Annotated in this window: 19 protein-coding genes and 1 tRNA gene; 7 read left to right on the top strand and 13 right to left on the bottom strand. The window is 72.8% G+C overall.

Going from position 1 to position 26,363, the window contains the following annotated elements; genetic code table 11:
• Positions 1 to 7 precede the first annotated feature (7 nt).
• Complete coding sequence (locus ACFV2S_RS36125) at positions 8 to 664, bottom strand: 1,4-alpha-glucan branching protein (protein WP_385569877.1); 657 nt, start codon at positions 662 to 664, stop codon at positions 8 to 10.
• A gap of 130 nt (positions 665 to 794) precedes the next feature.
• On the opposite strand from ACFV2S_RS36125, the gene ACFV2S_RS36120 reads away from it, so the two are divergent.
• Positions 795 to 2,039 carry a serine hydrolase domain-containing protein gene (locus tag ACFV2S_RS36120; protein WP_385569874.1) on the top strand — a complete coding sequence of 415 codons (1,245 nt, stop codon included), beginning with the start codon at positions 795 to 797 and terminating at the stop codon, positions 2,037 to 2,039.
• 45 nt (positions 2,040 to 2,084) lie between these two features.
• Positions 2,085 to 2,549 (top strand): GreA/GreB family elongation factor, encoded by a 465-nt coding sequence (locus ACFV2S_RS36115; protein ID WP_385569870.1) that lies wholly within the window; start codon positions 2,085 to 2,087, stop codon positions 2,547 to 2,549.
• 71 nt (positions 2,550 to 2,620) lie between these two features.
• Here the strand turns inward: ACFV2S_RS36115 and ACFV2S_RS36110 are convergent, their stop codons facing one another.
• Together ACFV2S_RS36110 and ACFV2S_RS36105 are read right to left on the bottom strand one after the other, a co-directional pair.
• Positions 2,621 to 3,436: a family 1 encapsulin nanocompartment shell protein gene (locus tag ACFV2S_RS36110; protein ID WP_385569865.1), complete on the bottom strand. Its 816-nt coding sequence runs from the start codon at positions 3,434 to 3,436 to the stop codon at positions 2,621 to 2,623.
• A complete protein-coding gene (locus ACFV2S_RS36105; RefSeq protein ID WP_385569860.1) occupies positions 3,433 to 4,422 on the bottom strand; it encodes a Dyp-type peroxidase in 990 nt (329 codons plus the stop codon). The genes ACFV2S_RS36110 and ACFV2S_RS36105 overlap by 4 nt, the downstream gene beginning before the upstream one ends.
• Positions 4,423 to 4,612: 190 nt before the next feature.
• Between ACFV2S_RS36105 and ACFV2S_RS36100 the strand changes: the two genes are divergently transcribed.
• Positions 4,613 to 6,934 (top strand): FdhF/YdeP family oxidoreductase, encoded by a 2,322-nt coding sequence (locus ACFV2S_RS36100; RefSeq protein WP_385569856.1) that lies wholly within the window; start codon positions 4,613 to 4,615, stop codon positions 6,932 to 6,934.
• A 43-nt stretch (positions 6,935 to 6,977) separates the two neighbouring features.
• Here ACFV2S_RS36100 and ACFV2S_RS36095 read toward each other — a convergent pair whose 3' ends face one another.
• On the bottom strand, positions 6,978 to 8,609 hold the full coding sequence (locus tag ACFV2S_RS36095) for an FUSC family protein (RefSeq protein ID WP_385569896.1): 1,632 nt from the start codon (positions 8,607 to 8,609) through the stop codon (positions 6,978 to 6,980).
• A gap of 165 nt (positions 8,610 to 8,774) precedes the next feature.
• Complete coding sequence (locus tag ACFV2S_RS36090) at positions 8,775 to 11,291, bottom strand: ATP-dependent Clp protease ATP-binding subunit (protein ID WP_385569851.1); 2,517 nt, start codon at positions 11,289 to 11,291, stop codon at positions 8,775 to 8,777.
• Between the two features lie 155 nt (positions 11,292 to 11,446).
• Between ACFV2S_RS36090 and ACFV2S_RS36085 the strand changes: the two genes are divergently transcribed.
• Positions 11,447 to 12,730 (top strand): YhgE/Pip domain-containing protein, encoded by a 1,284-nt coding sequence (locus tag ACFV2S_RS36085; RefSeq protein WP_385569847.1) that lies wholly within the window; start codon positions 11,447 to 11,449, stop codon positions 12,728 to 12,730.
• 154 nt (positions 12,731 to 12,884) lie between these two features.
• Here ACFV2S_RS36085 and recQ read toward each other — a convergent pair whose 3' ends face one another.
• The 6 genes from recQ to ACFV2S_RS36055 form a co-directional block, all read right to left on the bottom strand.
• The gene (recQ, locus tag ACFV2S_RS36080; RefSeq protein WP_385569842.1) at positions 12,885 to 14,945 is read right to left on the bottom strand and encodes a DNA helicase RecQ; all 2,061 of its coding nucleotides are present in this window, start codon (positions 14,943 to 14,945) and stop codon (positions 12,885 to 12,887) included.
• Positions 14,946 to 15,020: 75 nt separating this feature from the next.
• Complete coding sequence (locus ACFV2S_RS36075) at positions 15,021 to 16,841, bottom strand: ABC transporter ATP-binding protein (protein WP_385569838.1); 1,821 nt, start codon at positions 16,839 to 16,841, stop codon at positions 15,021 to 15,023.
• A gap of 131 nt (positions 16,842 to 16,972) precedes the next feature.
• Positions 16,973 to 17,057 (bottom strand) — tRNA-Leu (locus ACFV2S_RS36070).
• Positions 17,058 to 17,169: 112 nt separating this feature from the next.
• Positions 17,170 to 18,333, bottom strand: coding sequence for an oxygenase MpaB family protein (locus ACFV2S_RS36065; RefSeq protein ID WP_385569835.1), 1,164 nt, complete (start codon positions 18,331 to 18,333; stop codon positions 17,170 to 17,172).
• 23 nt (positions 18,334 to 18,356) lie between these two features.
• Positions 18,357 to 19,409, bottom strand: coding sequence for a polyprenyl synthetase family protein (locus ACFV2S_RS36060; RefSeq protein WP_385569830.1), 1,053 nt, complete (start codon positions 19,407 to 19,409; stop codon positions 18,357 to 18,359).
• Entirely contained in the window at positions 19,402 to 19,680 is a 279-nt protein-coding gene (locus tag ACFV2S_RS36055) for a polyprenyl synthetase (RefSeq protein WP_385569826.1), read from the bottom strand. Before ACFV2S_RS36055 ends, ACFV2S_RS36060 begins: the two co-directional genes overlap by 8 nt.
• Before the next feature lie 233 nt (positions 19,681 to 19,913).
• On the opposite strand from ACFV2S_RS36055, the gene ACFV2S_RS36050 reads away from it, so the two are divergent.
• A complete protein-coding gene (locus ACFV2S_RS36050) occupies positions 19,914 to 20,786 on the top strand; it encodes a serine protease (protein ID WP_385569821.1) in 873 nt (290 codons plus the stop codon).
• A 263-nt stretch (positions 20,787 to 21,049) separates the two neighbouring features.
• On the top strand, positions 21,050 to 21,367 hold the full coding sequence (locus ACFV2S_RS36045) for an SCO0607 family lipoprotein (protein ID WP_385569817.1): 318 nt from the start codon (positions 21,050 to 21,052) through the stop codon (positions 21,365 to 21,367).
• A 13-nt stretch (positions 21,368 to 21,380) separates the two neighbouring features.
• On the opposite strand, the gene ACFV2S_RS36040 is transcribed toward ACFV2S_RS36045, so the two are convergent.
• Both ACFV2S_RS36040 and ACFV2S_RS36035 read right to left on the bottom strand, forming a co-directional pair.
• Positions 21,381 to 23,105, bottom strand: a complete 1,725-nt coding sequence (locus tag ACFV2S_RS36040; protein ID WP_385569812.1) for an acyl-CoA dehydrogenase family protein — start codon at positions 23,103 to 23,105, stop codon at positions 21,381 to 21,383.
• Positions 23,106 to 23,218: 113 nt separating this feature from the next.
• Entirely contained in the window at positions 23,219 to 23,776 is a 558-nt protein-coding gene (locus ACFV2S_RS36035; protein ID WP_385569808.1) for a PadR family transcriptional regulator, read from the bottom strand.
• Between the two features lie 131 nt (positions 23,777 to 23,907).
• On the opposite strand from ACFV2S_RS36035, the gene ACFV2S_RS36030 reads away from it, so the two are divergent.
• On the top strand, positions 23,908 to 26,232 hold the full coding sequence (locus ACFV2S_RS36030; protein ID WP_385569804.1) for an ADP-ribosyltransferase domain-containing protein: 2,325 nt from the start codon (positions 23,908 to 23,910) through the stop codon (positions 26,230 to 26,232).
• The last annotated feature ends 131 nt before the right edge of the window (positions 26,233 to 26,363 follow it).

Below are 26,363 nucleotides of genomic sequence, written 5' to 3'. Positions count from 1 at the left end.
CTGGGAACTACGCCCGCTCTCCGGGGGCGAAGGCGAACGCGCCGCGCGCGGTGGTCCCGTCGGCGAGGGACCATTCGGCGACGACCCGGCCCCGGCCCGGTCCGCCGTCCTCGCCGGCACGGAGGACGCGCCGGATCCGCAGGGTCAGGGGCGCGGCCGCGCCGGTCTCCCGTACCACCACGTCGGTGTGGTCGGGCCCTTCCGTGACGCGTACGAGCTCCGCCGCGCTCCCGGCGGGCGCGAGCGAGGCGGCGACGGTGGGGTCGGGCGTGTCGTCGACGGACTGGGCCTGCGCCTCGGCGTGTCCGGCGAGCAGGGCGTACAACTGGGCGACGAGCACCGGGTCGTGGGTGCCGTCGTAGATCCAGCGCGTGCCGAGGACGCCGTGCTCGGAGGTGCCGATGAGGGCGTCCTCGGCGCCTTCCAGGGGCGCTCCGCGGTAGCTCATCGGGACCAGGTACGTGAGCGCGTCCGGCCCGGCACCGTCGGTGACCGCCATGAACTCGATGCCCACCTCGCCCGCGGGGTCGTCCAGGCGGAAGCCGCCCGCCTTGGCCGGGCGGGGCCCGTCGGCTCCGCCCGCGTACCAGGTGCGGCTGGGCAGCCACGCGGTGAGCAGTTCCAGTTTGGTGGGCTGCATCGTGGTGTGGTGGATGACGGCCATGGCGTGCTTTCCCTCTCGACCCGGGGCGAAGAACCGCAACCTAACAGAAGGGCCGGGCCGCGATGCGGGGGCGCCCACGCCGACCTAGCCTGGAGGTGGAGTGTTGTCCCCGGCCGGCAGGAGGCCCGCCGTGAGGTACTCGCACACACGAAACCGGCGCGTCTGCGCGGCCCTCGCGGCCGTGGGGATCCTCGTCGCGCCCGTCGGCGCGGGTGCGGCCTTCGCGGCCGAACGCCCCGGCCCCGCCGCCCTCGTGGCGGCGGAGCCGTCCCCCTCGGCGGACGCGGGCTTCCCGGTGCTCACCCCGGCCGTCAGCGCCCGGCTGGACCGGGCCGTGCAGGACGTGATGGACGAGACGGGCGTCCCGGGTGTCAGCGTCGCCCTCTCCGCGCCCGGCAAGGGCACGTACATCCGCTCCTTCGGGGTCGCGGACAAGGCGACGGGCGAGTCCATGGATCCCGGTCTCTACATGCGGATCGGCAGCGAGACCAAGACGTTCACCGTGACCGCCCTGCTCGAACTGGTCGACCAGGGCAAGGTGGGTCTCGACGACCCGATCTCGAAGTACGTCGACGGGGTCCCGAACGGCGACAACATCACGCTGCGCAACCTCGCCTCCATGCGCAGCGGTCTCTTCAACTACTCGGCGGACGAGGGCTTCTACAAGGCGTTCACGTCCGACCCGTACCGGCCCTTCACTCCGCAGGAGCTGCTCTCCTACTCGTTCAAGCACCCGATCCAGTTCCAGCCGGGCGCCGAGTTCGACTACTGCAACACGAACCTGATCCTGCTCGGTCTCGTCGTGGAGAAGGTCAGCGGAACACCGCTGAACGACTACATCCAGAAGAACGTCGTCGAGCCGGCGGGCCTGAGCCACACGGTGTTCCCGACGGACGCCGCCTTCCCCAGTCCGCACGCCCACGGCTACACCGTGCAGACGGCCTCGGGGAAGCTGGAGGACTCCACCGACTGGAACCCCTCCTGGGGCTGGGCGGCCGGAGCGATGATCTCCGACCTCCAGGACCTGCGCACCTGGGCCCGGGTGGTGGCCACCGGGACCCTCCTGACGCCGAAGACGCAGGCCGAGCGGCTGCACGTGTACCCCTCGGGCATCCCCGGCGCGGGGTACGGCCTCGGCATCTTCAACATCCAGGGCTGGATCGGCCACAACGGCTCCCTGCCGGGGTACGAGTCGCTCACGATCTACCTGCCGGAGGCCAAGGCCACGCTGGTGGTCCTCCTCAACACGGACGTCCTGCACGACAACAACGAACCCAGCACGCTGTTCGGCCAGGCCATCACCCGCATCGTGACGCCGGATCACGTCTTCGACATCCCGGTGACGGAGGCCACGCCGAGTCCCAGCGGAAGCTGACGCGCCCTTCCCCCGCCCCACGACCGTCGAGAACCGGGAGCAGCGATGACCGGTGGACCCGAGCCCCTCAACACCGCCGCCCGCGCGGCCCTGGAGCGCGAACTCGCCGATCTGCGCACCGAACGCGAGGCCGTCGCCGCGACCCTGCGGGACGGCGGTGGCGACGAGACCGGCGACCGGGCCGACCAGGCGGACGAGTTGCAGCGCGCCGACGAGCTCGACCGCCTCGACGGCCGGGTGAGCGAGATCGAGGGGCGGCTCCGGGAGGGCGCCGCCGCCGGGGCGCCGTCCACCGACACGGTCGGCGTGGGCAGCGGCGTGACCGTGCGCTTCGCGGACGGCACCGAGTCGGCCCTCCACGTGGGAGAGCTCGCGAACGCCCTGGACGCGACCCTGGTGACCGCCGACAGCCCGCTGGGCCGGGCGCTGCTGGGTCACGGCGCCGGCGACACCGTCACGTACGACACGCCCGACGGCCGGACGACCGCGGTCGTGGTCTCGGTCGGCTGAGGACGAGACCGGCCACCGGCCGCGGCCGGTCCACGGCTGCCGCGGCCGTTCCCCGGCTCAGGGCTGACGGCTCAGGGCTCCAGGACGACGACGGCCTCGTCCGTGTAGGCCAGGAACGTCAGGGTCTCCTGGAGGTACAGCTCGACGCTGGTCGCGTCGTGCGAGGTGTAGCCGATCGCCACGTCCTGGCCGATGCGCAGCTCGAAGTCGCCGCCCCGGGTGGAGAGCACGAAGCCGCCGTCGAGGGCGGGCGCCCAGATCGGGGAGCCGTCGAGCATCCGGGCGAGGTGGGCGGCGATCGGGTAGCCGTGGTCGGAGGTCTCGCTGACCGCCCGGTACGGCTCGGCGCCGAGCAGCAGCGCGTAGGGCCCGTCGACGCCGGCGAGGCGCAGGGAGGTGAGCGCCCGGCTGACGGTGTCGGGGAAGTCGCTGGGCTCGACGGGCAGCCGCAGGACAGGGTTCGAGCTGCGGGCGCGCAGCCCCGCGACGCCCGCCGCCACGTACCCGTCGAAGACGGTGCGGTCCTCGGCGAACGCGAGGGCGCGGGCCGCGTCCTTGACGGGCTGCCAGTCGGAGTCCTTGGAGCCGCGTTCGACGTCGTCGACGGCGGCGCGGTCGACGGTGAACGGCACCCGGAGCTCGACCAGGGGCCGCGCCTCGCGCAGGCGGGCCGTGACGCCCGGCGCGGGCGCCGGCAGGTCGGAGAGGTGGCCGGTGCCGACGGCGGACAGCCCGGGCCCGGCCGCGTCGGGGACGTCGACGACGCGGCGGCCCGCGACGTTGCGGCGGAAGGTGCGGCGGGCCTCCTCCTCGATCTCGGCCCACGCGGCGGCGGTGATCGGGGCGAGTTCGCGGTGGAGGTTGCCGGTGGTCTCGGGGGACGTCATGGTGCTGGGGCTCCTTTCAGGCTGCCGATGCCCAGGGTCTGCCCGGGGGCCGCGGCGGCCGAGGGGGCGGGGAGGTCGTCGAGGAGGCCCGTGCTCGGCACGAAGAAGAGGCCTCCGGTGACGGCCCGGGAGAAGTCGAGGATCCGGTCCGTGGTGCCGGGCGGGTCCCCGAGGAACATGTTGCGGAGCATCCGCTCGGTGACGGCGGGGGTCCGCGCGTAGCCGGCGAAGTAGGTGCCGAACTCGCCCGAGCCGATCCGCCCGAACGGCATGTTCGCGCGGAAGATCTGCTGCTGGACGCCGTTCTCGTCGGTGACCGTGTTGAGCGCGACGTGCGAGTCCGGGGGCTTGACGTCGTCGGGCAGTTCGATGTTGGAGCCCTTGCCGCGCCCGATGACGTGCTCCTGCTGCTCCACGGTGAGGGCGTCCCAGGCCGGCAGGTCGTGCACGTACTTCTGGACGACCAGATAGCTGCCGCCCCGGAAGTCAGGGTCCTCGTCGCCGATGTGGACCGCGCCGGCGGCCGTCGGGCCCTCGGGGTTCTCGCTGCCGTCGACGAAGCCGAGCAGGTCGCGGTCGTCGAAGTACGCGAAGCCGTGCACCTCGTCGACGACGGTCGCGGCGGCGCCGAGGGCGGCCACGATGTGCCGGGCCAGTTCGAAGCAGAGGTCCGCGCGCCGGGCCCGCAGGTGGAAGAGCAGGTCGCCGGGGGTGGCCGGGGCCCGGTGGCGGGGCCCCCGCAGGGTCGGGAAGGGGTGCAGCTCACGGGGGCGGGGGCCTCCGACGAGCCGGTCCCACCCCTCGGAGCCGATCCCGGCGACGCAGGTGAGGCGTGCCTCGGGGGCACGGAACGCGACCGAACGGGTCAGCCCCGTCAGATCCTGGAGCGTCTCCCGGACGGCGGCCTCACCGCCCGGGTTGACGGTGGCCACCAGGAAGACGGCCGCCCGGGAGGGCGGGGCGACGACGGGCTGGGGTACGACCATGGCGCTCCCATGGGACCGAATGCGGACAGAAGGGACAGCGCAAGCGTAGGTGCGCATGATCCGGTACGCAGCCGGGCGCGACCGCCGGGCGGTGAGTGGCATGCGTCGAACATGGGGCTTAGCCTGCCCGAAGGGGGCTTTTGTCCCACCATGCCCCTGCGCCCGGCGCAGGGCGAGAGGGTGAAGCGCCGTGAGCACCGACCAGGACGACACGACCGCCCAGGGCGACGCCGAACCCCGGGTGGGCCCGACCCCGGGGGGCGAGCCGGAATTCCGTCCGTACCACCACCCGGCGGCCGGCTGGGGCGCCGCGAAGAGCGTGACGAACTTCCTGGTGCGCGAGGGCGCGCTGGTCGACGGACCGCGCGCCATCATGCGGATGAACCACGAGAACACCGGCTTCGACTGTCCCGGCTGCGCCTGGCCCGACGACACCAAGGGCCTCCACCTGGACATCTGCGAGAACGGCATCAAGCACGTCACCTGGGAGATGACCCGCAAGCGGGTCGGGCGCGAGTTCTTCGCCGCGCACTCGGTGACCGAGCTGGCCGGGTGGAGCGACTACGACCTGGAGAACGAGGGCCGTCTCACCGAGCCGATGGTCTACGACCCCGGGTCGGACCACTACGTCCCGATCAGCTGGAAGGACGCCTTCGCGCTCGTCGGCGGCACCCTGCGCGGCCTCGACGACCCGAACCGGGCCGCGTACTACACCTCCGGACGGCTCGGCAACGAGGCCACCTTCCTCTACCAGCTGATGGCCCGCGAGCTCGGCACGAACAACCTGCCCGACTGCTCCAACATGTGCCACGAGGCCAGCGGCCGCGCCCTCCAGGCCTCCCTGGGCACCGGCAAGGGCACGGTGGACCTCCAGGACTGGGAGACCGCCGACGCCCTGTTCATCTTCGGCGTGAACGCCGCGTCGAACGCCCCCCGGATGCTCACCGCCCTCGCCGAGGCGTACCACCGCGGCGCGCAGATCGTGCACGTCAACCCGCTCGTCGAGGCCGCCGCCACCCGCACGATCGTGCCGCACGACTTCACGGACATGGCCCTCTTCAAGGCGACGAGGACCAGCACGCTCAACCTCCAGCCGCGCATCGGCGGCGACATGGCGCTGCTGCGCGGCATGGCCAAGGCGATCCTGGAGCAGTCCTCGACCGATCCGAAGGCCCTGGACCGGGAGTTCGTCGAGCGGCACACCTCGGGCTTCGAGGAGTACCGCGCGCTGTGCGAGGCCACGCCGTGGGACGAGCTGGAGCGGCAGTCGGGGCTGAGCCGCGCGGACATCCTCAACGCCGCCCGCGTGTACGGCGAGGCCGACCGGTCGATCGTCAGCTGGTGTCTCGGCATCACCCAGCACGAGCACGGCGTCGACACGGTGCGGGAGATCGTGAACCTGCTGCTCCTCCGCGGCAACCTCGGCCGGGAGGGCGCCGGACCCTCGCCCGTACGCGGCCACAGCAACGTCCAGGGCAACCGCACCTGCGGCATCGACCACCGTCCCACCGAGGCGTTCCTGGACCGGCTCGCCGAGGTCTGCGAGATCGACCCGCCCCGGGCGCACGGCAAGGACACCGTCGCGACCATCAAGGCGATGCACGACGGCGGCATCACGGTCTTCGTCGGCATGGGCGGCAACTTCGCGCTCGCGGCCCCCGACACCCCGTACACCTACGAGGCGCTGCGGAAGTGCGAGCTCACCGTGCAGGTCAGCACCAAGCTGAACCGCAGCCACCTCGTGCACGGCCGACAGGCCCTCATCCTGCCCTGCCTCGGCCGCACCGAGAAGGACCACCAGCGCAAGGGCGTCCAGAGCACCTCGGTCGAGGACTCGATGAGCATGGTGCACCTGTCCCTCGGCATGAAGAAGCCCGCCTCGCCGCACCTGCTGTCGGAGCCGGCCATCGTCGCGGGCATGGCGCGCGCCGCACTGCCCGAGAGCACCACGCCCTGGGAGTGGTACATCGAGGACTACGACCGCATCCGGGACACCATGGCCCGCGCGCTCGACGGCTTCGAGGACTTCAACCGGCGCGTACGGCTGCCGCTCGGCTTCCGCATCAAACAGCCCGCCCGGGAACTGGTCTTCCTCACCCCGTCCGGGCGCGCCGAGTTCTCCCGCGCGGAGCTGCCCGACGTGGTGCCCGCGCCCGGCACCCTGGCCCTGGGCACCATGCGCTCCCACGACCAGTGGAACACCACCATCTACTCCGACGACGACCGCTACCGGGGGATCAAGAACTGCCGCACGCTGGTCTTCATGAACCGGGCGGACATGCGCGAGCGCGGGATCGCCGACATGGGTCGCGTCGACATCACGAGCACCGCGAAGGACGGCAGCCGACGGCATCTGAAGGGCTACCTCGCCGTGCCGTACGACATCCCGCGCGGCTGCGCGGCCGGCTACATGCCGGAGATGAACGTGCTGTGCGCGCTGGGCGACTACAGCACCCAGAGCGACCAGCCGATCATGAAGCACGTCAAGGTGACGATCGAGAGCGCCTCCTGACGTCACGCCGTCCGGCGCCTTGCGGGTCGCACGCCGTGTCACGTCACCCGGCGCGGGCCAGCCGGTCCAGGAGGAGGTAGGCCCGCCGTTCCGCGGCGGCGAGCTCGGTCGGGTCGATCTCGGCCGGCCACAGCTCGCCCGCCGCGGCGTCGTCCGCCTCCCGCAGCTCCACGGCGGCCGCCGCCAGGCGCGTCTGGACGAGCGGGAACGACCTCGTGTCCCGCTCCTCCAGGGCCCGTTCGCCCCGCTCCGAGGCGTCGGCGCAGGCGGCGAGCGCGCGCACCGCCCGTACCGCCGCCCGGTCGTGGACCACCATCAGCGCGCAGCCGAGCGCGACGGCGACCCCGAGCACGCTGCTCAGCGCCCGGTCCTGGACGAGCGCCCCGGCGGGCGCGGGCGCGGCCAGGTCGGTCATCAGCAGGGCCAGCGGGGTGAGGAAGACGACGCCGAGCCCGTAGTTGCGGGCCACGACGTACTCCAGGAGGAACTCGAACAGCACGATCACGAGGACGAGGGTCACCGGCTCCGGGCCCAGGGCGAGGACGCCGAGGGCGAGCAGGAGGCCCGCGACCGTGCCGAGGGTGCGCTGCACGGCCCGCTGGGCCGCCGTCCGGACGTTGACCGAGTGGAGGACCGCGGCGGCGGAGATCGCGGCCCAGTAGCCGTGCCCGAGGCCCAGGAGGAGGGCGAGCCCGCCCGCGAGACCGGTGCCGAGGACCATCCGCAGCGCCGGGACGAGGAGGACCGCCGCCCGGCCGTGGGCCGGTCCCGTCACGAGGGCGGCGGCCCTGAGTTCGGTGGCGCGCAGGGTGGTCGGATCGGCCGGGACGGGCCCGGGGCCTGCGGCGGGTCCGGGGCGGGGAGCCGTCCCGGCCCGGGCGATCAGGACGGGGAGGGCCAGTTCGGGCAGGAGGCGCGGGGCACGCCGGCTGCGGCCCGCGAGCAGCCGGGCCTGGCGGCGCAGGGTGCGGGCCAGGCCGGCGGGGTCGTCCGTCGGGCGGCGGGCGGAGCCGACGAGGAGCGACCAGCAGAGGTCGGTGAGGCGGACGCGGGTGTCGCCCCGGCCGCGCCGGTCGGTGCCGGACGGGGGGAGGACGCCGAGGGTGCGGTACGCCTGGAGGACGGCGGCGGTCGCCCGGTGCCGGGCGGGCCGGGCGCCGTCTGCCGTACCGCTCGCGTCCCACAGGTCGGCGAGTTCGCGCAGGGCCGCGGCGACGGCGAGCCGCTGGGGGCGGTCCGGGTGGACGAGCACGCCCGCCACGGCGAGGACCCAGGCGACGGCCGCGCCGCACGCGGCCAGGCCCGCCCGGGGCAGGACGTCGCCGGGGGCCGAGGCGCCGTTGGCCGCCACCGCGAAGGAGAACAGCAGGAGCACCGCGCCGAGGCCGCTCAGCCGGGCCGCGTCGCAGGCGAACTTCGCGAGGCCGGCGACGAGGGCCGTCGCCGCGACCGTCACGGCGGCGCCCGCTCCCCCGTTCCGCGGCTGCACCCAGGCGGCGAACGCCGCGCCGCACGCCACGCTCGCCGTCATCGCCACGGCGACGACGGCGAGCACGCGGGCGCGGCGGGCATAGGGCAGGTTCCGGCCGAAGGTGGTGGTGAAGGAGCCCAGCATCGCGTACACGGCCTCGTCGGCCCGCCCGGCGAGCGCCATCGGCACCGCGGGCAGCGCCATGGCGAGCGCGGCCCGCAGCGCGAAGGACAGGGCGCCGTCCACGCTCTGCAGGGCGAGCGCGCCCCGCGGGGAGAGCGCACGGCCCAGGCGGGCGACCGCGGGCCGCGGGCCGGTCAGCACGCTCCGGCCCGCTCCTCGGCGGGCGCGCCGTCCACGGCCGGGCCGTCAGGCCGCGGCGGCGCCGGTCTCCGCGTCCGCGTCCCTGCGGACCGTGCAGTGCAGGGAGTCGTCCACGACGTCGGCGACGATCGTGTCGCCGGGGTCGGCCTCGCCGCCGAGGAGCAGGGAGGCGATCCGGTTGTCGAGCTCCCGCTGGATGGTGCGGCGCAGCGGACGGGCGCCGAACGCCGGCTGGTGGCCGTGGGCGACGAGCAGCTTCTTCGCCGCCTCGGTGACCTCCAGCGTCATGCCCTGCGCGTGGACGCGGTGCTTGCTCCGGTCGAGGAGGTGGTCGACGATCTCCGACAGGTCCTCCTCGGTGAGGCTGTGGAAGACGATGATGTCGTCGATGCGGTTGAGGAACTCGGGCAGGAAGCGGCCCCGGAGGTCCTCCATCAGCTGGTCCTTGAGCTCGGCCGCGTCGCCCTCGTGGGCGAGGATGCGGTGGGCGCCGATGTTGGACGTCATGATGACGACGCAGTGCCGGAAGTCGACCGTGCGGCCCTGTCCGTCGGTGAGGCGCCCGTCGTCGAGGATCTGGAGCAGGGTGTTGAAGACGTCGGGGTGCCCCTTCTCGATCTCGTCGAAGAGCACGACGCTGTACGGCTGGCGCCGGACCTTCTCGGTGAGCTGGCCGGCCTCCTCGTAGCCGACGTATCCGGGAGGCGCGCCGACGAGCCGGGCGACGGTGTGCTTCTCCTGGAACTCGCTCATGTCGAACCGGATCATGCGGTCCTCGGCGCCGAAGAGCAGCTCGGCGAGGGTCTTGGCGAGTTCGGTCTTGCCGACGCCGGTGGGCCCGAGGAAGAGGAAGGAGCCGACGGGCCGGTTCGGGTCGCCCATGCCCGCCCGGTTGCGCCGGACGGCCTCGGAGACCGCGGTGACCGCCTCGTCCTGGCCGACGATCCGGTCGTGCATCTCCTCCTCCAGCCTGAGGAGCCTCTCCTTCTCGCTGGCGGTGAGCTGCGAGACGGGGATCCCGGTGCGGCGGGAGACGATGTCGGCGATGTCGGAGGCGGTGACCGAGACGACGCCCTCGCGGCGCTCCTCGATCCCGGCGAGCTCGCCCTCCACCTCGGCGATCCGCTCCTTGAGCTCCTTGGCCTTCTCGAAGTCCTCGCCGGCGACGGCCTCGTCCTTCTCGCGGCGCAGTTTCGCGAGCCGGTCCTCACGGCTGACGACCTCGGTGGAGCGGCCGGCGCTGCGGAGCCGTACGCGGGCCCCGGCCTGGTCCATCAGGTCGATGGCCTTGTCGGGCAGGAAGCGGTCGCTGATGTAGCGGTCGGAGAGCTCGGCCGCCGCCGTGAGGGCGCCGTCGGCGAAGCGGACCTGGTGGTGGGCCTCGTACGCGTCCCGCAGCCCTTCGAGGATCTGCACGGTCTCCTCGACGGTCGGCTCGGGGATGAGGACGGGCTGGAAGCGGCGTTCGAGGGCGGCGTCCTTCTCGATGTGCTTGCGGTACTCGTCGATGGTGGTGGCGCCCACGACGTGCAGTTCGCCGCGGGCGAGGGCGGGCTTGAGCATGTTGCCCGCGTCCATCGAGCCCTCGCCGGTGGCGCCCGCGCCGACGACCGTGTGCAGCTCGTCGATGAAGAGGATGATGTCGCCGCTCGCCTCCTGGACGTCCTCGATGACCTTCTTGAGGCGTTCCTCGAACTGCCCCCGGTACTGGGCTCCGGCGACCATGCCGGACAGGTCGAGGGAGACGACCCGCTTGCCCTTCAGGGTGTCGGGCACCTGGTCCGCGACGATGCGCTGGGCGAGTCCCTCCACGATGGCGGTCTTGCCGACGCCGGGTTCGCCGATGAGCACGGGGTTGTTCTTGGAGCGTCGGGACAGGATCTCGACGGTCTGCTCGATCTCGTCGGCCCGGCCGACGACGGGGTCGAGCCGGCCCGCCCTCGCCTCCTCCGTCAGGTCCCGGCCGTACTCGTCGAGGGTCGTGGCCGGCTGCTTCGCGGCGGCGGGGGCGCCGCCCTGCTCCGGGCGGGCCGCCTGGTCGGTGAGGCCGCGCAGCCTCTTCACGTCCAGGTCCTCGGCCCGCAGGAAGCGGGACGCGCCGGAGTCGGCGTCGCCGAGGAGGGCGCTCAGGATGTGTTCGGGGCCGATGTACGAGACGCCGGCGGCCTGCGAGTAGGCGTGGGCGGTGGCGAGGGTCCGTTTGGCCGCCGGGGTGAGACCGGGCTCGGCCGACGGCTCGGCGGACTCCCGGGGGAGCACCTCGGCGAGCTGTTCGGCGAGCTTGTCCGGGTTCACCCCGCCCTGGGAGAGCAGCCGGCGGGTCGGCTCGACCTGGGTCGCCGCCCACAGGAGGTGTTCCGTGTCGAGGTCGGAACTGCCGTCCGCGTCGGCCTTGCGCGCTGCCGTGTTCAGCAGTTCGTGGGAGGACTCGGTCAGGAGCCGTCCGATGGGCACGCGCTGCACCGCCGGGGGCGAGGAGGCGGGCGACATCCCGAAGAACCGGTCGAACAGGTCGCTGAAGGGATCCGAGGAACCGAAGGGTGAACCGAACGCCATCGACATGACAGCTCCTGAAGGCGCGGATGGGGGACCTTCCCACTCAAACCCGGCGCCCACCGCTGCGCAATCGGAGCGGGACCGGCGGCGAGCCCGACACGCCCCCACCCGCCATCACCCCAAATGCCCGGATCGCCGCCCGGCCCGCCGACGATGGCCCCATGACCTCCGCGATCCCCCCGAACGCCCCGGACCCCGTCCCCCAGGTCCGGGCCTCCGCGCTCGTACGGCACGCCAGGCTGTGGCTCGTGCCGACCGTCCTGTGCGCCCTGGTGTCGCTGCTGCTGTCGCTCCTCTACATGGGGGGCATCCTCAGCCCGAGCGACCACCTGAACCGGCTGCCCATCGCCCTGGTCGACGAGGACCAGGGCCGTCCGCTGCCGGGGCAGTCGGAGAACCTGGGGAAGCAGATCACCGACTCGGTCGCGGCGACCGGCTCCGCGACGACGGACATCGACTGGCGCCGCCTCGACCGCGCGCAGGCCCAGGACGCGCTGGCCTCGGGCAAGGTCTTCGGCGCCCTGGTCGTCCCGCCGGACTTCACCGCCTCCGTCGCCGCGCTGACCACGAACCGGGCCACGGCCCGCCCGACGCTCACGGTCCTCACCAATCCCGGTCTCGGCAGCCTGGGCTCGTCCCTGGCCTCCCAGATCAACCAGGGCGCGGCGCACCGGGCCTCGCTGACCATCGGCAGGCAGCTGTCCGCCACGGCCTCCGAGCCGACCGCCCGGGCGCTCCTGGCCGACCCCGTCACGGTCACCACCCGCGTCGGGCACCCCATCGGCCGGCACAGCGGTCTGGGCCTGTCGGCCTTCTACTACACGCTGCTGCTCGTCCTGAGCGGCTTCATCGGGGGGAACCTCGTCCACAGCGGTGTCGACACCGCCCTCGGCTACGCGGACAGCGAGATCGGCCCCTGGCACACCCGCCGGCCGACGGTTCCCGTCAGCCGGACCCAGACGCTCGTCCTGAAGATGCTGATGACGGCGGGGATCTCACTCCTGACCACCACGCTCGTCATGGTGGCCACGATCGCGGTCCTGGGCATGGACGCCGGTCATCTGCCGATGCTGTGGCTCTTCTCGTACTGTGCGACGGTCGCGGTCGGCCTGGGCGTCCAGGCCATCAACGCCGCCTTCGGCGGCATCGGCCAGCTCGTGTCCATGTTCGTCTTCATCGCGCTGGCCCTCCCCTCGTCCGGGGCGACCGTCCCCCTGGAGGCCACCCCGGCGTTCTACCGCTTCCTGGGGATCTTCGAGCCGATGCACCAGCTCAGCTCGGGCGTCCGGGCCATCCTGTACTTCGACGCCCGGGCCGACGCGGGACTCGCCCGCGGCTGGATCATGATCGCGGTCGGCGTGGCCGGGGCCCTGGCGTTCGGCTTCGCCATGACGCACTACTACGACCGCCGGGGGCTGCGCCGCCTCACGCCCCAGCCCGCGTGAGCACCTACCGGCGTCGGGTCCGGACCACCGCGGCCGACGGGTCCGGGCCGTGGGGGCCGACGGGTTCGGGCCGCCGGTGCCGGCAGATCCGGACCAGGTCCGGGCCACCGGGGCCGGCAGGTCCGGCCCCGGCGGCGCCGACCGGGGAGCCGGTCTACTCGTCCTCGTCCCACGGCGGTTCGAGCTCGTCCATGTCCCACGGCGGTTCCTCGTCGTAGGACGGCGCGACGTGCGGCTCCGCACCCCGCTTCGGAGGTGCGACGGCCGGAGCCGGAGCGGCGGGGGCGGCGGACGCCGGGGCGGCGGTCCCGCTGCCGCCCGTCCGGGCCAGGGCGTCGAGGACGCCCTCCGCGTACTTGGTCAGCTTGGCCTCGCCGACGCCGCCGACGGTGCCGAGCTCCTCCACGGTGCCGGGCATGAGGGTCGCGATCTCGCGCAGCGTCGCGTCGTGGAAGACGACGTACGCCGGGACGCCCTGCTCGCGCGCGGTCGCGGCCCGCCAGGCGCGCAGCGCCTCGAAGACCGGCACGGCGGCCTCGGGCAGATCGACCGGCACGCGGGCGCCCTTCCCCGAGCGGGCCCCGGACTCCTTGCGGGCGGCGGCGACGGCCTTCTCCTTGCGCATCGGGACCTGGCGGCGGCCCCCCAGCACCTCGCCGCTCTCCTCCGTGAGCACGAGCGTCCCGTAGTCGCCCTCCACCGCGAGCAGCCGCTGCGCGAGGAGCTGGCGGACGACCCCGCGCCATTCGGCGGTGCCCAGGTCCGAGCCGACGCCGAACACCGAGAGCCCGTCGTGGTCGAACTGGATGACCTTGGCGGTCCTCTTGCCCTGGAGGATGTCGATGATCTGGCCCGCGCCGAACTTCTGGCGCCGCTCCTTGGCGAGCCGCCACACCGTGGACAGCAGCTTCTGCGCGGCGACGGTCCCGTCCCAGGACTCCCCCGGCGTCAGACAGGTGTCGCAGTTGCCGCAGGGCTTGCCGGACTGGCCGAAGTACTCCAGGAGGCGCACGCGGCGGCAGTCGACCGTCTCGCAGAGGGCGAGCATCGCGTCCAGGTGCATGGCCAGCGAGCGGCGGTGCGTCTCGTCGCCCTCGGAGCCGTCGATCATCTTGCGCTGCTGGACGACGTCCTGGAGGCCGTACGCCAGCCATGCGGTGGCCGGCTCGCCGTCGCGGCCCGCACGGCCGGTCTCCTGGTAGTAGCCCTCGACGGACTTGGGCAGGTCGAGGTGGGCCACGAAGCGCACGTCGGGCTTGTCGATGCCCATGCCGAAGGCGATGGTCGCCACCACGACGACCCCGTCCTCCCGCAGGAAGCGGGACTGGTTGGCCGCGCGCGCCCGGGCGTCCATCCCTGCGTGGTACGGGACGGCGTCGATGCCCTGCTCCACGAGGGCGGCCGCGGTCTTCTCCACCGAGGCGCGCGAGAGGCAGTAGACGACGCCCGCGTCCCCGTCGTGCTCGGTCCTGATCAGCTCCAGGAGCTGCTTGACCGGGTTGTTCTTCGGGACGATCCGGTACTGGATGTTCGGCCGGTCGAAGCCCGCGACGAAGTGCCGGGCGTCCTCCAGACCGAGCCGCTTCGCGATCTCCGCGTGGGTGGCCTCGGTGGCCGTCGCGGTCAGTGCGATCCGCGGCACCTTCGGCCACCGCTCGTGCAGCATCGAGAGCGCGAGGTAGTCGGGCCGGAAGTCGTGGCCCCACTGGGCGACGCAGTGCGCCTCGTCGATCGCGAAGAGCGACACCGTGCCCCGGTCGAGCAGCCGCTGGGTCCCCTCGGTGCGCAGCCGCTCCGGGGCCAGGTAGAGCAGGTCGAGCTCGTCCGCGAGGAACGCCTGCTCGACGGCCTGCCGCTCGTAGGGGTCCTGCGTCGAGTTCAGGAAGCCGGCCCGCACCCCGAGCGCCCTGAGCGCGTCCACCTGGTCCTGCATCAGCGCGATGAGGGGCGAGATCACGACGCCCGTGCCCGCTCTGACCAGGGCCGGGATCTGGTAGCAGAGAGACTTGCCGCCGCCCGTCGGCATCAGGACCAGCGCGTCGCCGCCGCCGACGACCTGCTCGATGATCTCCTGCTGCTCCCCGCGGAAGGAGCTGTAGCCGAAGACGCGCTGGAGCACCCGGGCGGCGTCGGAGATCTCGCCGGAGGCGTCGGAGACCGCCTCCGGGGTGCCGGTGATCTCGTCGGAGGTGTCGGGAGCGTCGGAAAGGACCATTTCTGAAGCCTAGCCGTCCGCACCGACACCCCGGCCCCGCCCGGGGTGATCTGTGGACAACTCCGGAGGGGCCCGTCAGCGCAGGCCGGCGGCCGGGGCGGGGGTGTCGTCGAGGAAGCCGCCGGACTGGTGCTGCCACAGCTTCGCGTAGGCGCCCTCGGCGGCGAGCAGCTCCCGGTGCGTGCCCTGCTCGACGATCCGCCCGCGGTCGAGGACGACGAGCCGGTCCATGGTGGCGACGGTGCTCAGCCGGTGGGCCACCACGAGCGCGGTCCGCCCCTCCATGAGCCGCCAGAGCGCGTCCTGCACGAGGATCTCGCTCTCGGAGTCCAGGGCGCTGGTCGCCTCGTCGAGCAGCAGGATCGGCGCGTCCCGCAGGATCGCGCGGGCGAGGGCGACCCGCTGGCGCTGGCCGCCGGAGAGCTTCACCCCGCGCTCGCCCACCATGGTCTCGAAGCCTTCGGGGAGGGCGTCCGCGAACTCGGTGACGTGCGCCGCCTCGGCCGCGCGCCGGATCTCGGCTTCGGTGGCGTCCGGCCGGGCGAAGGCGATGTTCTCGCGGAGGGTGCGGTGGAACATGGCGGGGTCCTGCGGCACGTACGCGATCATGCCGCGCAGGTCGGTCTGGCGGAGGCGGCTGATGTCCTGGCCTCCGACGGTGATCCGGCCGCCGTCGATGTCGGTCATGCGCAGGAGCAGCCGGGTGAGCGTGGTCTTGCCGCCGCCGGACCGGCCCACGAATCCGATCTTCGCTCCGCCGGGTACGTCGAGGTCGAGGCCCTCGAAGAGCGGCTTCGCGCCCGCGTGGGCGAAGGTGACCTTCTCGAAGCGGACCTCGGCGGTCTCGGCCCGGAGGGGTTCCGGGTCCGCGGGGTCGAGGACGGTCGGCCGTTCGAGGAGGAGTTCGGTGAACTGGCCCGCCTCCGTCATCGCGCTCTCCAGGCGCCGGTAGATCTGGTTGAACTCGAACATGATCCGGGTCGCGTTGGCGTAGTAGGTGAAGGCGACGATGACGGCCTCCACGCCGTGCTCCCCGCCGCCGAGGGTGACGGCGAGGACGAGGCCGAGGACGTTCGTCAGGACGGACATCGGTGCGACGAGCGTGTCGATGCGCAGGTTGCCGTAGTCCCAGGAGCGCAGCGTCAGCCGCCGGGACTCCGCGACACGGGACCGGTGCTCGGCGGCCTCGCGCCGCTCGGCTCCGAAGGACCGGACGGTGTCCATGTTCGTGAGGCTGTCGGCGACGTGGCCCGAGACCCGGGCGATCGCCTGCTCGCGCCGGGCGACGAGCGCCTGCCGGCGCCGGATCAGCGGGGCCACGCCGACGCCGGTGACCGTGATGAGGACCAGGAGTCCGGCCACGAGCAGCGGGTCGTACTGCCAGAGCACCACCGACGCGAACAGCAGCGGGACGAAGCTGCCCATGACCGAGAAGGTCAGGGTGTCGACGAACTCCTCGAAGCGGGAGGCGAAGCTGAGGACCCGTTTGGTCAGTGATCCCGCGAAGTTGTCGTGGAAGAACGCGGCGTCCTTGGCGAAGAGTTCGTCCATGCCGATGACGTAGAGGTTCTCGATGCCGCGGGCGTCGACACGGTTGAGGCAGTGCAGCCCGACTCGCCACAGGGCCTCACCGAGGAGGAGGACGCCGGCGAAGGCGAGGACGTGGGGAAGGAGGCTCCCGAGCCCGCCGCCGGTTCCGTCGCCGGCGATGCGGCCGACGAGCTTGGCGACCACGAGCGGGGCGATGTAGTTGATGCCGATGTTGCCGAGTGCCGGCAGCAGGAGAGCGGGAGCGGTCAGCCGTCGGAGGCGGAGCAGTTCCCGTGCGTAGAAGCGGAGTGCGAGGAGTACCGAGCCCTTGTTCGGTAACCCTTCGTGCGATCGTGGTGATCCCATACCCAACCCTGTGATGTGGTGACGAAGGCGAGTAAAGGGAGTCTCCCGCGCGGACGCCGTCGCGGTCCAAGCAATAAAAAAACCACGTGGCGGCCGGGACGAGTCCCGACCACCACGTGGTGTGTCTTCTGTGTCCGAGGGGGGACTTGAACCCCCACGCCCGATAAAGGGCACTAGCACCTCAAGCTAGCGCGTCTGCCATTCCGCCACCCGGACCGGTAGCCCGCCGCGATCCGCATCTCTGCTGCCCGCGGCGACAGAGAACAATCTACCAGGCCTCCGGGGTGGTCTTCACCCACGTTTCCGGTGGTCAGCGGGGGTGAGGGCGTCACGGCGCGACCGTGGCGGCGGGTGGGGTCCAGCGGCGGGTGCGGGGCGGTCCCGACGGGAGGCCGTAGTCCTTCCTGAGGTGCTCGGGGATGGCGTAGTGCATGACGCGTCCGCGCGTGAGCGAGGACAGTTCGAGGACGGTGGTGAGGTGGCCGAGTCGGTCCAGGGCCCACGCCCCGAGCGGGGAGCGGTCCTCGATCGTCTCCAGGACGCCGAGGAGGTGCGGGACGGCCTTGACCGCCGTGTCCCACGGGGTGCGCGGCACCTCCAGCCAGTCGCCGCACGTGTCGCCGACGAGGTAGCGGATGAGAGCGGAGACGATCGGGTCGAGCAGGGTGCCGGGGACGACCTCCTCGTAGAGGTCGATGAGCTGCCGGGTCAGGTGGACGCCTTCGGGGGAGGGTCCCATGTGGCGGATCATGTACAGGTCGAGGAAGCCGCGGGCCTCGTCGAGGGTCGTGGGGACGGCCTCCTGGTCCACGCCCAGCATCGCGCCCACCACGCGCCAGGCGTAGTAGTAGGCGTCCGCGCCCTCGGAGGACATGTGGACGCCGAGGCGGTGCAGGCTGTCCAGGACGAGCATCGAGAAGAACATCTGCCCGCCGATCATGTCCTCCTGGCAGATCGGCACCCCCAGCCCCTCGACGTCCCAGCGGTCCTCGCGCCGGAGGTGGTGCCGGATCGAGGCGTGCAGCAGGCGGACCTTCTGCGCGGCGGGGATGAACCGGCTGCCGGCCTCGAACGCGTCGGGCTGCATCAGGTGGACCGTGAACTGCCCCGTCTCCGCCATCCGCTTGGACGGGTACTGCAGGCCGTGCGTCGCGGACAGCAGCTTCGCCACGTGCGGGACGAGGTAGCAGGCGGGCATGGACGCGAAGGACAGCGCCGTGGAGATGTGCACGTTGTTGTCGATGAAGAACAGCCGGGCCCGCTCCATCTCCCCCCAGTCGACCCAGGACGGCGGGGCGCTCGTGGCGTGGAGGTACTCCCGGGCGACGTCGGGCAGTCCGTCCGGCAGGGGGGAGCCCGCGGTGGAGACGTACCGCATGAGGGTGTTGAAGGTGCCGACCTCGCCGCGTTCGAAGAGGGTGGCGACCGTGGCGTCGGCGAGTTCGTCGCCGGTCCGCCGCAGGGCGTCCATCGACGCCTCGGTGAAGGTCATGGCAGGGGCTCCTTGTGTCTCGGTCAGGAAGAGCGGACCGACGCCGAGTGCGCCAGGGCGGTGAGCGCGGTGGCGGGGGCCGGGGGCAGGGCCAGCGCGTCGAGGGCGCCGAGGGCGTCTCCGACCCGCTCGGCGATCATGGCCTCGACACGTTCGGGCGCCCCCAGACGTCGCATCACCTGGCGTACGGCCTCCAGCACGTCCCCGTCGGGCTCGCGCCGGTCCAGCAGCGCGCGCAGCCGGGCGCGTTCCCCGTCGCCCGCGAGCCGCCAGGTCTCGGCGAGCAGCGCCGTGGGCCGTCGTCCGCGCACGTCGTCGGCGCCGGCCTTGCCGGTGGTCTCCGGGTCGCCGAACAGGCCGAGCAGGTCGTCCCTGAGCTGGAAGGCCTCGCCCAGCGGCACCCCGTACGCGGAGCAGCCCGCGCGCAGCCGCCCGCCGGCGCCGCCCAGCGCGCCGCCGATCAGCAGCGGCTGCTCGACGGTGTACTTGGCGGTCTTGTAGCGGATCACCTTCAGGGAGGCCTTCGTGTCCGGGGCGGCTCCGGTGTGCAGGATCTCCAGGCACTCCCCCGCGACGAGGTCCCGGGCGAGCGCCGCCCAGAGCGGACGGGCCCGGCCGAGGTAGGCGGCGGGGAGGCCGCTGGTGACGAAGAGCTGCCCGGCGAGCGACATCAGCAGATCGCCGACGAGCATCGCGAGCGAGCGGGCCCCCGCGGCGGCCCGCGGGTGGTGTGCGAGGGCGGCGCGCAGGGCCACGTGCGGGGTGGGCCGGCCGTGGCGCAGCGGGCTGTCGTCGATCAGGTCGTCGTGCACGACGGCGGCCGCGTGCACCAGTTCCATGGAGGCCGCGGCGCGCACGAGGGCGTCGCTGTCGGGCTGTCCCGCCGCGCGCCAGCCCCAGTAGCAGAACGCGGCCCGCAGCCGCTTGCCGGCCGCGACCGCCGACTCCAGCTGGTCCGCCACCGGGCCGAGGGCCGCGTCGACCGCCGTGAGTTCACCGGCCTCGTGGGCGACGTAGCCGCGCAGCACCTCGTCGACGCGCGCCTTGAACGCGGCCGGCTCCCACCGCTCAGCCACCGTCGGAGGCCCGCCGCGCCACCACGTGCCGGGCGAGGAGTTCGAGGTGGGCCGGCGGCGGGGACACGTACCGGTCGAGGGCGAGACGGCCACGCGCCTCCAGGTCCCGCTCGGCGTCGGAGGCCAGTTCGGCGGCGTCCGAGCGCCGCAGCAGCCCCCGTAACAGTCCGAGGCCCGACCCCACCGTGCTCACCGCCAGATCGGCGAGGCCCGCCGCGAGGAGCACGGCCCGCCCGTCGGGTCCGCCGCCGGATCCCGGTTCTCTCGTCACACCAAGCCCCCCCACATCCACAGCGCCGACGTCACTGCTCCCAGGCTGGTGCCGACCGGGGCACGGCCGTGGCGGAACTCACGAACGAGTGATCATCTCGACGGCGTGTACGAGGTCCGCTTCCGGCCTCAACCCACCACGCCCTCTTGCCACTTGGGCCACCTCCTTTCGAGAATGCACATGACAACCGAAGGATTCTCGGTTGCACGGTCGTTCCAGAGGGGAACCCCCACATGAAGAAGCCTCTCGCCGGCGCCCTGCTCGCCCTGCTCCTGGCAGGCGCGGCAGCGGTCCCGGCCGCCGCCTCCACACCCCGGGAGACGGTCGCGCAGACCCCGGCCGCCGCGCCCGCACCCCAGGGCCAGGCCGTCACCGCCGTCGACTTCGCGGGAACCGTCGCGCTCAGCAACTGTTCCGGCTCCGTCGTCCGCGCACCCAGCTCGCTGCCGAGCGACCCCGCGCTCGTCCTCTCCAACGGGCACTGCCTGGAAACCGGCATGCCCACGGCGGGCCAGGTCGTCAAGGACCAGCGGTCCAGCCGCTCGTTCACCCTGCTCAACTCGGCCGGCACGGGTGTCGGGACCCTGCGCGCCAGCAAGATCTCGTACGGCACGATGACCGACACGGACATCTCGATCTACCAGCTGACCAAGACGTACGCGCAGATACAGAGCCAGTACGGCATCAGCGCCCTGACCCTCAACGACGCCCACCCGACGCAGGGTTCGGCCATCAAGGTGGTCTCCGGGTACTGGAAGCGGATCTACAGCTGCAACGTCGACGGCTTCGTCTACCGCCTGAAGGAGGGCGGCTGGACCTGGAAGGACTCGGTCCGCTACACCTCGGCGTGCAACACGATCGGCGGCACCTCCGGCTCGCCCGTGATCGACGCCACCACCGGCAAGGTCGTCGCCGTCAACAACACGGGCAACGAGAGCGGTGAGAGCTGCACCGTGAACAACCCGTGCGAGGTCGACCAGAACGGCACCGTGACCGTCCGCCAGGGCATCAACTACGCCCAGGAGACGTACACGATCGTTCCCTGCATCGGCGCCGGGAACGTGATCGACCTGAACCGCGCCGGGTGCACCCTGCCCAAGCCGTGACGCGGGGCGGGGGGGGGGGGGGGGGGCGGGGCCGCCGGCGCCGCGGCGGGCCCGAGCCCCGCGCGCCGCTGCGCGAGGGCACGCGGGCCGCCGCCCCCCCGCGCCCGCGCCGCGCTCCCCCCCGCGCGCGTCCGGCGCCGCCGGCGGCCCGCCGCCCGCTGCCCCCCGGGGCGCCCCCCCACGACTCACCCGCGGGTGAGTACGCGTACTCATCACGGACCTCCCCCGCTCGCCGAGACTGGGTGCACCAGCGAGAAAGGCCCGTGAAAGTGACCAGCCGGCAGACCCGCAGTCCCCGCCGCCCCCGGCGCGCCCTCCCCGTGCTCACCGTCGCGGGCCTGGCCGCCGCCCTGCTCCTGACGGGCTGCGCGAGCGGGGAGCGCGTCTGCGGCTCCGGCCGCTACCCCGTCAAGGCGGTGGGCAACGCCTCCGGCCAGGACTGCGTGGCCGACGGCCAGGAGCCGCCCCGGGGCTGGGTCCGCTACCCGGCGGGCGAGGTCCCCGAGTACGTCGGCGACCGGTGGGACCGCCACTGGGACACCGTCGTCGTGGACGCCGAGGGCCGACCGGTCCGGGGCTGACCCCGAGGAAGGGTCAGGGCTTCATCTCGTACGCCCCCGACAGCGCCTCGACCCGCTGCCAGACCCGCCCCGACCGCGCCTCGTCCACGACCGGCCGCCGGACGGCGCCGAGCGCCCAGAGCTGCTGCTGCTCCGTCGCCGAGTCCTTGCCGTGCAGCTCGACGGCGTGCGCGGAGAAGTCGCGGACCAGGACGGCGAAGAGCTCGTCGAGCACGTCCTCGTCGAGACCGGTCAGGGCCGCCTGCTCCAGGACCAGCTGCCCGTGGACGACGAGCGCGAAGAGCTGGCCGACGGCGAGCAGCAGGTCGAGGTCACGGCTCTGCTGCTCGTCGGGAGCGGCCTCGAGCACGAACGCGCACAGCGCGTCGGCCTGTTCGCGGAAGCGGGCGACGTTGGCCACGTGGGCGAACGCCTCGTAGGCCGGGCGCCAGTCGTGGAAGCGGACCGAGCCGAGACCGCGCGCCGGGCCCTGGCGGAACAGGAACGTGTCGTCGGCCGCCTCCAGGCGGGTCGGGACGGGCTCGTACGCGACCGGGTCGAGCAGGTGGTTGCGCATGAACTTCAGGATCAGCGCCAGGTTGACGTGGACCGTGCCCTCCAGCTTCGGCAGGCCGCGGATCTCCACGGCGGCCTCCGCGAAGTAGTTGTCCTTCTCGAAGCCCTTGGCGGCGATGACGTCCCACATCAGGTCGATGACCTTCTCGCCCTCCGTGGTCACCTTCATCTTCGTCATCGGGTTGAAGAGGAGGTAACGGCGGTCGTCGGGGCCCGCCGTGCGGAAGTAGTCGACGGCGCGGTCGCTGAACAGCTTCATGCCGACGAGCCGGACGTAGGCGTCGGCCAGCTCGCGCCGCACGTGCGGGAAGGCGGTGACCGGGCGGCCGTACAGGATGCGGTTCTGCGCGTGGGTGACGGCCTCGTACATCGCGTGCTCGCAGATGCCGATCGAGGCGGTGCACAGGTTGAACTTGCCGACGTTGACGGTGTTCAGCGCGGCGTCGAAGGCGGCGCGCCCGGTGTGCAGCACGTCCTCGGCGGAGACCGGGTAGTCCTCCAGGCGGAACTCGCTGACGTACTTGGAGGAGTCGACGACGTTCTTGACGAGCCGGTACGCCGGGTGACGGCTGTCGGCGGCGAAGAAGACGTAGCCGTCGGGGCCCTCGACGTCGGTGCGGCGGCCGAAGACGGAGACCAGCCCGGCGGCGTTCCCGTTGCCGATGTAGTACTTGGAGCCGGTGGCGCGGAAGCCGCCCGTGCCGTCGGGCTCCAGGAGCATGTCGGTCGAGTAGATGTCGGCGCCGTGGGACTTCTCGGAGAGCCCGAACGCGAACACCTCGCCCTGCGCGAGGAGTTCGGCGGCGCGGGAGCGGGCGGCGGCGTTCTCGCTCTGCCAGACCGGGCCGAGGCCGAGGATGGTGACCTGCCAGGCGTACCAGTAGTCGAGCCCGTAGAAGCCGAGGATCTCGTTGAGGGCGGCGATGCGGGCGGTGTCCCAGCGCTTGTCGTCCTCACCCTCGCCCGCGGCGGAGCCCGGCGTCAGGAAGGTGGCGAAGAGCCCCTCCTCGGCGGCGAAGGCGAGGAAGTCGCCGAGCCAGGCCCGGGTCCGGTAGTCCTCGATGATCCTGCGCTTGCCGCGGGCCTCGAACCAGTCCACCGTGGCGCGCAGCAGCCGGCGGGTCTCCGGGTCGAAGTGGGCCGGGTCGTAGGTGTGCGGGTTGAACAGCAGCGGGTCGGCCATGACGTCCGCCTTTCCGGCTCGGGATGAGGGTGTGGTGGTACGGGAGGTGGGTGCGACCGGGCGTACGTGGGGTGCGCGCGACCGGTGGCGCGGGAGGGGTGCGGGAGGCCGTTTCAGCGGCCGGTCCCGAAGCGGCCGAGCGTGGCGAGCACGTCGTCGAGCCAGGTGATCATCATCCGCTCGTACGCGATGCCGCCGCGCAGCACGGCGTGCTGGAGCTCCCGTTCGGCGTCGGGCGGACCGGCGGCTCCGGAGGCGGGGAAGTCGCGTGCCTCGCCCGCGAGGTAGTGCTCCAGACGGTCCGTGTGCGCCTGCCTGTGCCGCTCGACCTCTCCGGTCAGCGCGGCCGGATCGTCGAAGGCTGCGCCCCGGATCTTCACGGCGAGGTCGTGGCGCACGCTCTCGGGCTCGATGGGCGCGTGCAGCCACGCGGAGAGCGCCGCCCGGCCGGGCCCGGCGACGGAGTACTCCTTCTTGTCGGGACGCCCCTGCTGCGGCACGTCCCGGACGTCCACCCAGCCCTCGCTCTCCATGCGCTTGAGCACGCGGTAGATCTGCTGGTGGGTGGCGGTCCAGAAGTATCCGATGGACCGCTCGAAGCGCCGGGCCAGCTCGTAGCCGGATCCGGGCTTCTCGAGCAGGGACACGAGGATCGCGTGGTCGAGCGCCATGCGCCCGATCTTGCTATGCAACGAGTTGCATAGCAAGGCGGACCCGGGCGATGAGACGCGGCTCACGGGCGTTGTCAGTGGCGCGCGATAGCTTCGAGGTCGTTCGGAAGTGTGTGCGTGAGGGGGAATTCGTGGGTGTCGAGCGTGCGTTGAAGGTCGTCCTCGTCGACGTCAACGACGAGGTGGTGGAGGCCTGGCGGTCCGCGTTCGCGGACACGCCGGCGGTCGAGATCCGGCAGGGGTCCCTGCTCGACGTGGACGTCGACGCGTGGGTGTCCCCCACCAACGCCCGGGGCCGGATGGACGGAGGGGTCGACGCCGTCGTCAAGCGGCACCTCGGCGCCGGTGTCCAGGTGCGGGTGCAGCGGGCGATACGCGACGGGTTCGGCGGCAGCCTTCCGGTGGGCAGCGCCGTGTGCGTCCCGTCCGGAGCGGCCGTGCCGCGGTATCTGATCTCCACGCCGACGATGCGGCAGTCCTCGCAGAACATCAGCTCCACCATGAACGTGGCGCTGGCGTGCGCGGCCGCGTTCCAGGCGGTCCACCTGCAGAACCTGGCGAAGCCCGGCAGCATCCGCTCGGTGGCTCTCGTCGGGATGGGCGCGCGGACCGGGCAGGTGCCCGCCCAGGTGTGCGCCAACCTGATGTGGACGGGCTACACCCTGTTCCACGACCACGGGTTCGCGGACTACGACCGGTTGCGGGCCGCGGTCCTGGGGCAGCTCGACGACATCGAGGGCGCGGGACCGGCGCAGCGGGTACGGATCAAGGTGCCCGAGCAGGCGCCCGTCGCCGAGCAGCAGCCGGGCGAGCAGTCCGCCGCCGTGCAGACCGCCACCCCGGCTTCGCCCGCCGCCCCGGCCGCCGCGCCGGCCGACCCGCTGGGGCTGGCCGGGCTGTTCACCGGGGGCGGTGAGCCGTGGCTGCCGCTGCTCGGCCCGGTGATCGAGGCGCAGCCGGGGGCCGGGGCCTTCATCGGCCCGAAGCGGAGCCCGGAGGTGGTTCCGGTGCGCGAGCTGACGTTCCAGGCGCTCAAGCCGCATCCGCCGCACAAGTGGAAGGTCGTCGCCTTCGGGCAGAACCCGTACCCGCGGGCGGAGAGCGCGACCGGCATCGCCATGTTCGACAACACGTTCCACGACTGGAAGGACAGTCAGTTCGGCCGGGTGGTGAGCATTCGCTGCCTCATCAAGGCGGCCGCGATGTGGAAGTACGGCATCGCCAGGAAGACGCCGGTCGGCGAGGTCCGGGCCCTGCTGAAGAAGGAGGACACGGTCCAGCCGCCGGAGTGGTTCCAGGCGATGCTGACCCAGGGCGTGCTCCTCCTGAACGCCTCCCTCACCGCGAGCGCGGACGGGGCGGTGCCGACCGATCAGCACACCGCCTTCTGGCGCCCCGTGGCCGAGCAGATCGTGGAGGAGATCCTCCGGGCGAAGCAGGACGCCGAGGAGGAGGACCGCGGGGTGGTGTTCGCCTGGTGGGGCGCGCACGCCCGGAGCCTGAAGCGGGTCGTGCAGCGGCTGGAGAAGAAGTACCCGGGGGTCGAGGTCCGGCACCTGGACCACGCGAACCCGGCGGCGCAGGGGGACCTGTTCTGCGAGGGGGACCACTTCTCCCAGGTGAACGACGCCCTGGTGGCGGTGGGGGCCGAGCCGGTCGACTGGCTGCCGCGCAAGGGCTGGGACCAGGACGCGGCCGGGGCCGGCGGCTCCGGTGACGGGGGCGTCGCGGCGCGCATGGGCGCGTTCATCGCGTCGACGATGGAGCTCCACCAGCTCTATCTGGAGCGGCTCACCAGCGTCAAGGACGAGGGGCTCGTCCTGCCGCCGATCACCGGGGTCTTCGACACGCCGGTGATGGACTTCCGGAAGGCTCTCGAGCCGGTGACGAAGGTGCTGGCGAACCTCGACCGGTACGTCGAGCGGTCGAGCCGGTTCGCGGAGGCGAAGGTCGCGGAGGCGGGGGCCGGCCTGTCGGCGGACGCCATCTCGGCGCTGTACCTGTACACGTGCGAGTCGGCGTTCTACCGCGAGATCAACGCCGTGCTGCGCTCCCCGGACCGGGATCGGCTGGAGCCGTACCTGCCGTATCTGCGGCTGCTGTTCTCGGCCGTCGCCGACCTGCCGGTGCAGAAGCGGCCGCTGTGGCGCGGTGTGGCGCTGGACCTGCGGTCGCAGTATCCGCTCGGGCGCACCGTGACCTGGTGGGGCGTCTCGTCGTGCACGTCCGAGCCGAGCGTGGCCCGGGCGTTCCTGGGGAACCGCGGCAGGCGGACCCTGTTCGAGGTGACGCCGGCGCGCGCGGTGGGGATCCGGCGGTTCTCCGCGTTCACGGGCGAGGAGGAGTACATCCTCACCCCGGGCACCCAGCTGAAGGTGACGGAGGTGACGACCGAGCGCGGCGGGCTGAGCACCGTACGCCTGACGGAGCTGGAGGGGCAGGGGATGGTGTCCTAGCCCTGACGTGCCCCGCCGCGCCCCCCCGCGGGGGGGGGGGGGGGCGGGGGGGGGGCGCGGGGGGGGGGGCGAACACCCGCCCCGCCGGGGGCCCCCGCCGCCGCGGCGACGGGACGTAAACGCGCGCGCGC

Source organism: Streptomyces sp. NPDC059695, assembly GCF_042733785.1.
GTDB lineage: Bacteria > Actinomycetota > Actinomycetes > Streptomycetales > Streptomycetaceae > Streptomyces.
The sequence above is the reverse complement of the archived record's forward strand: the minus strand, read 5'-3'. Positions and strand labels throughout refer to the sequence as shown.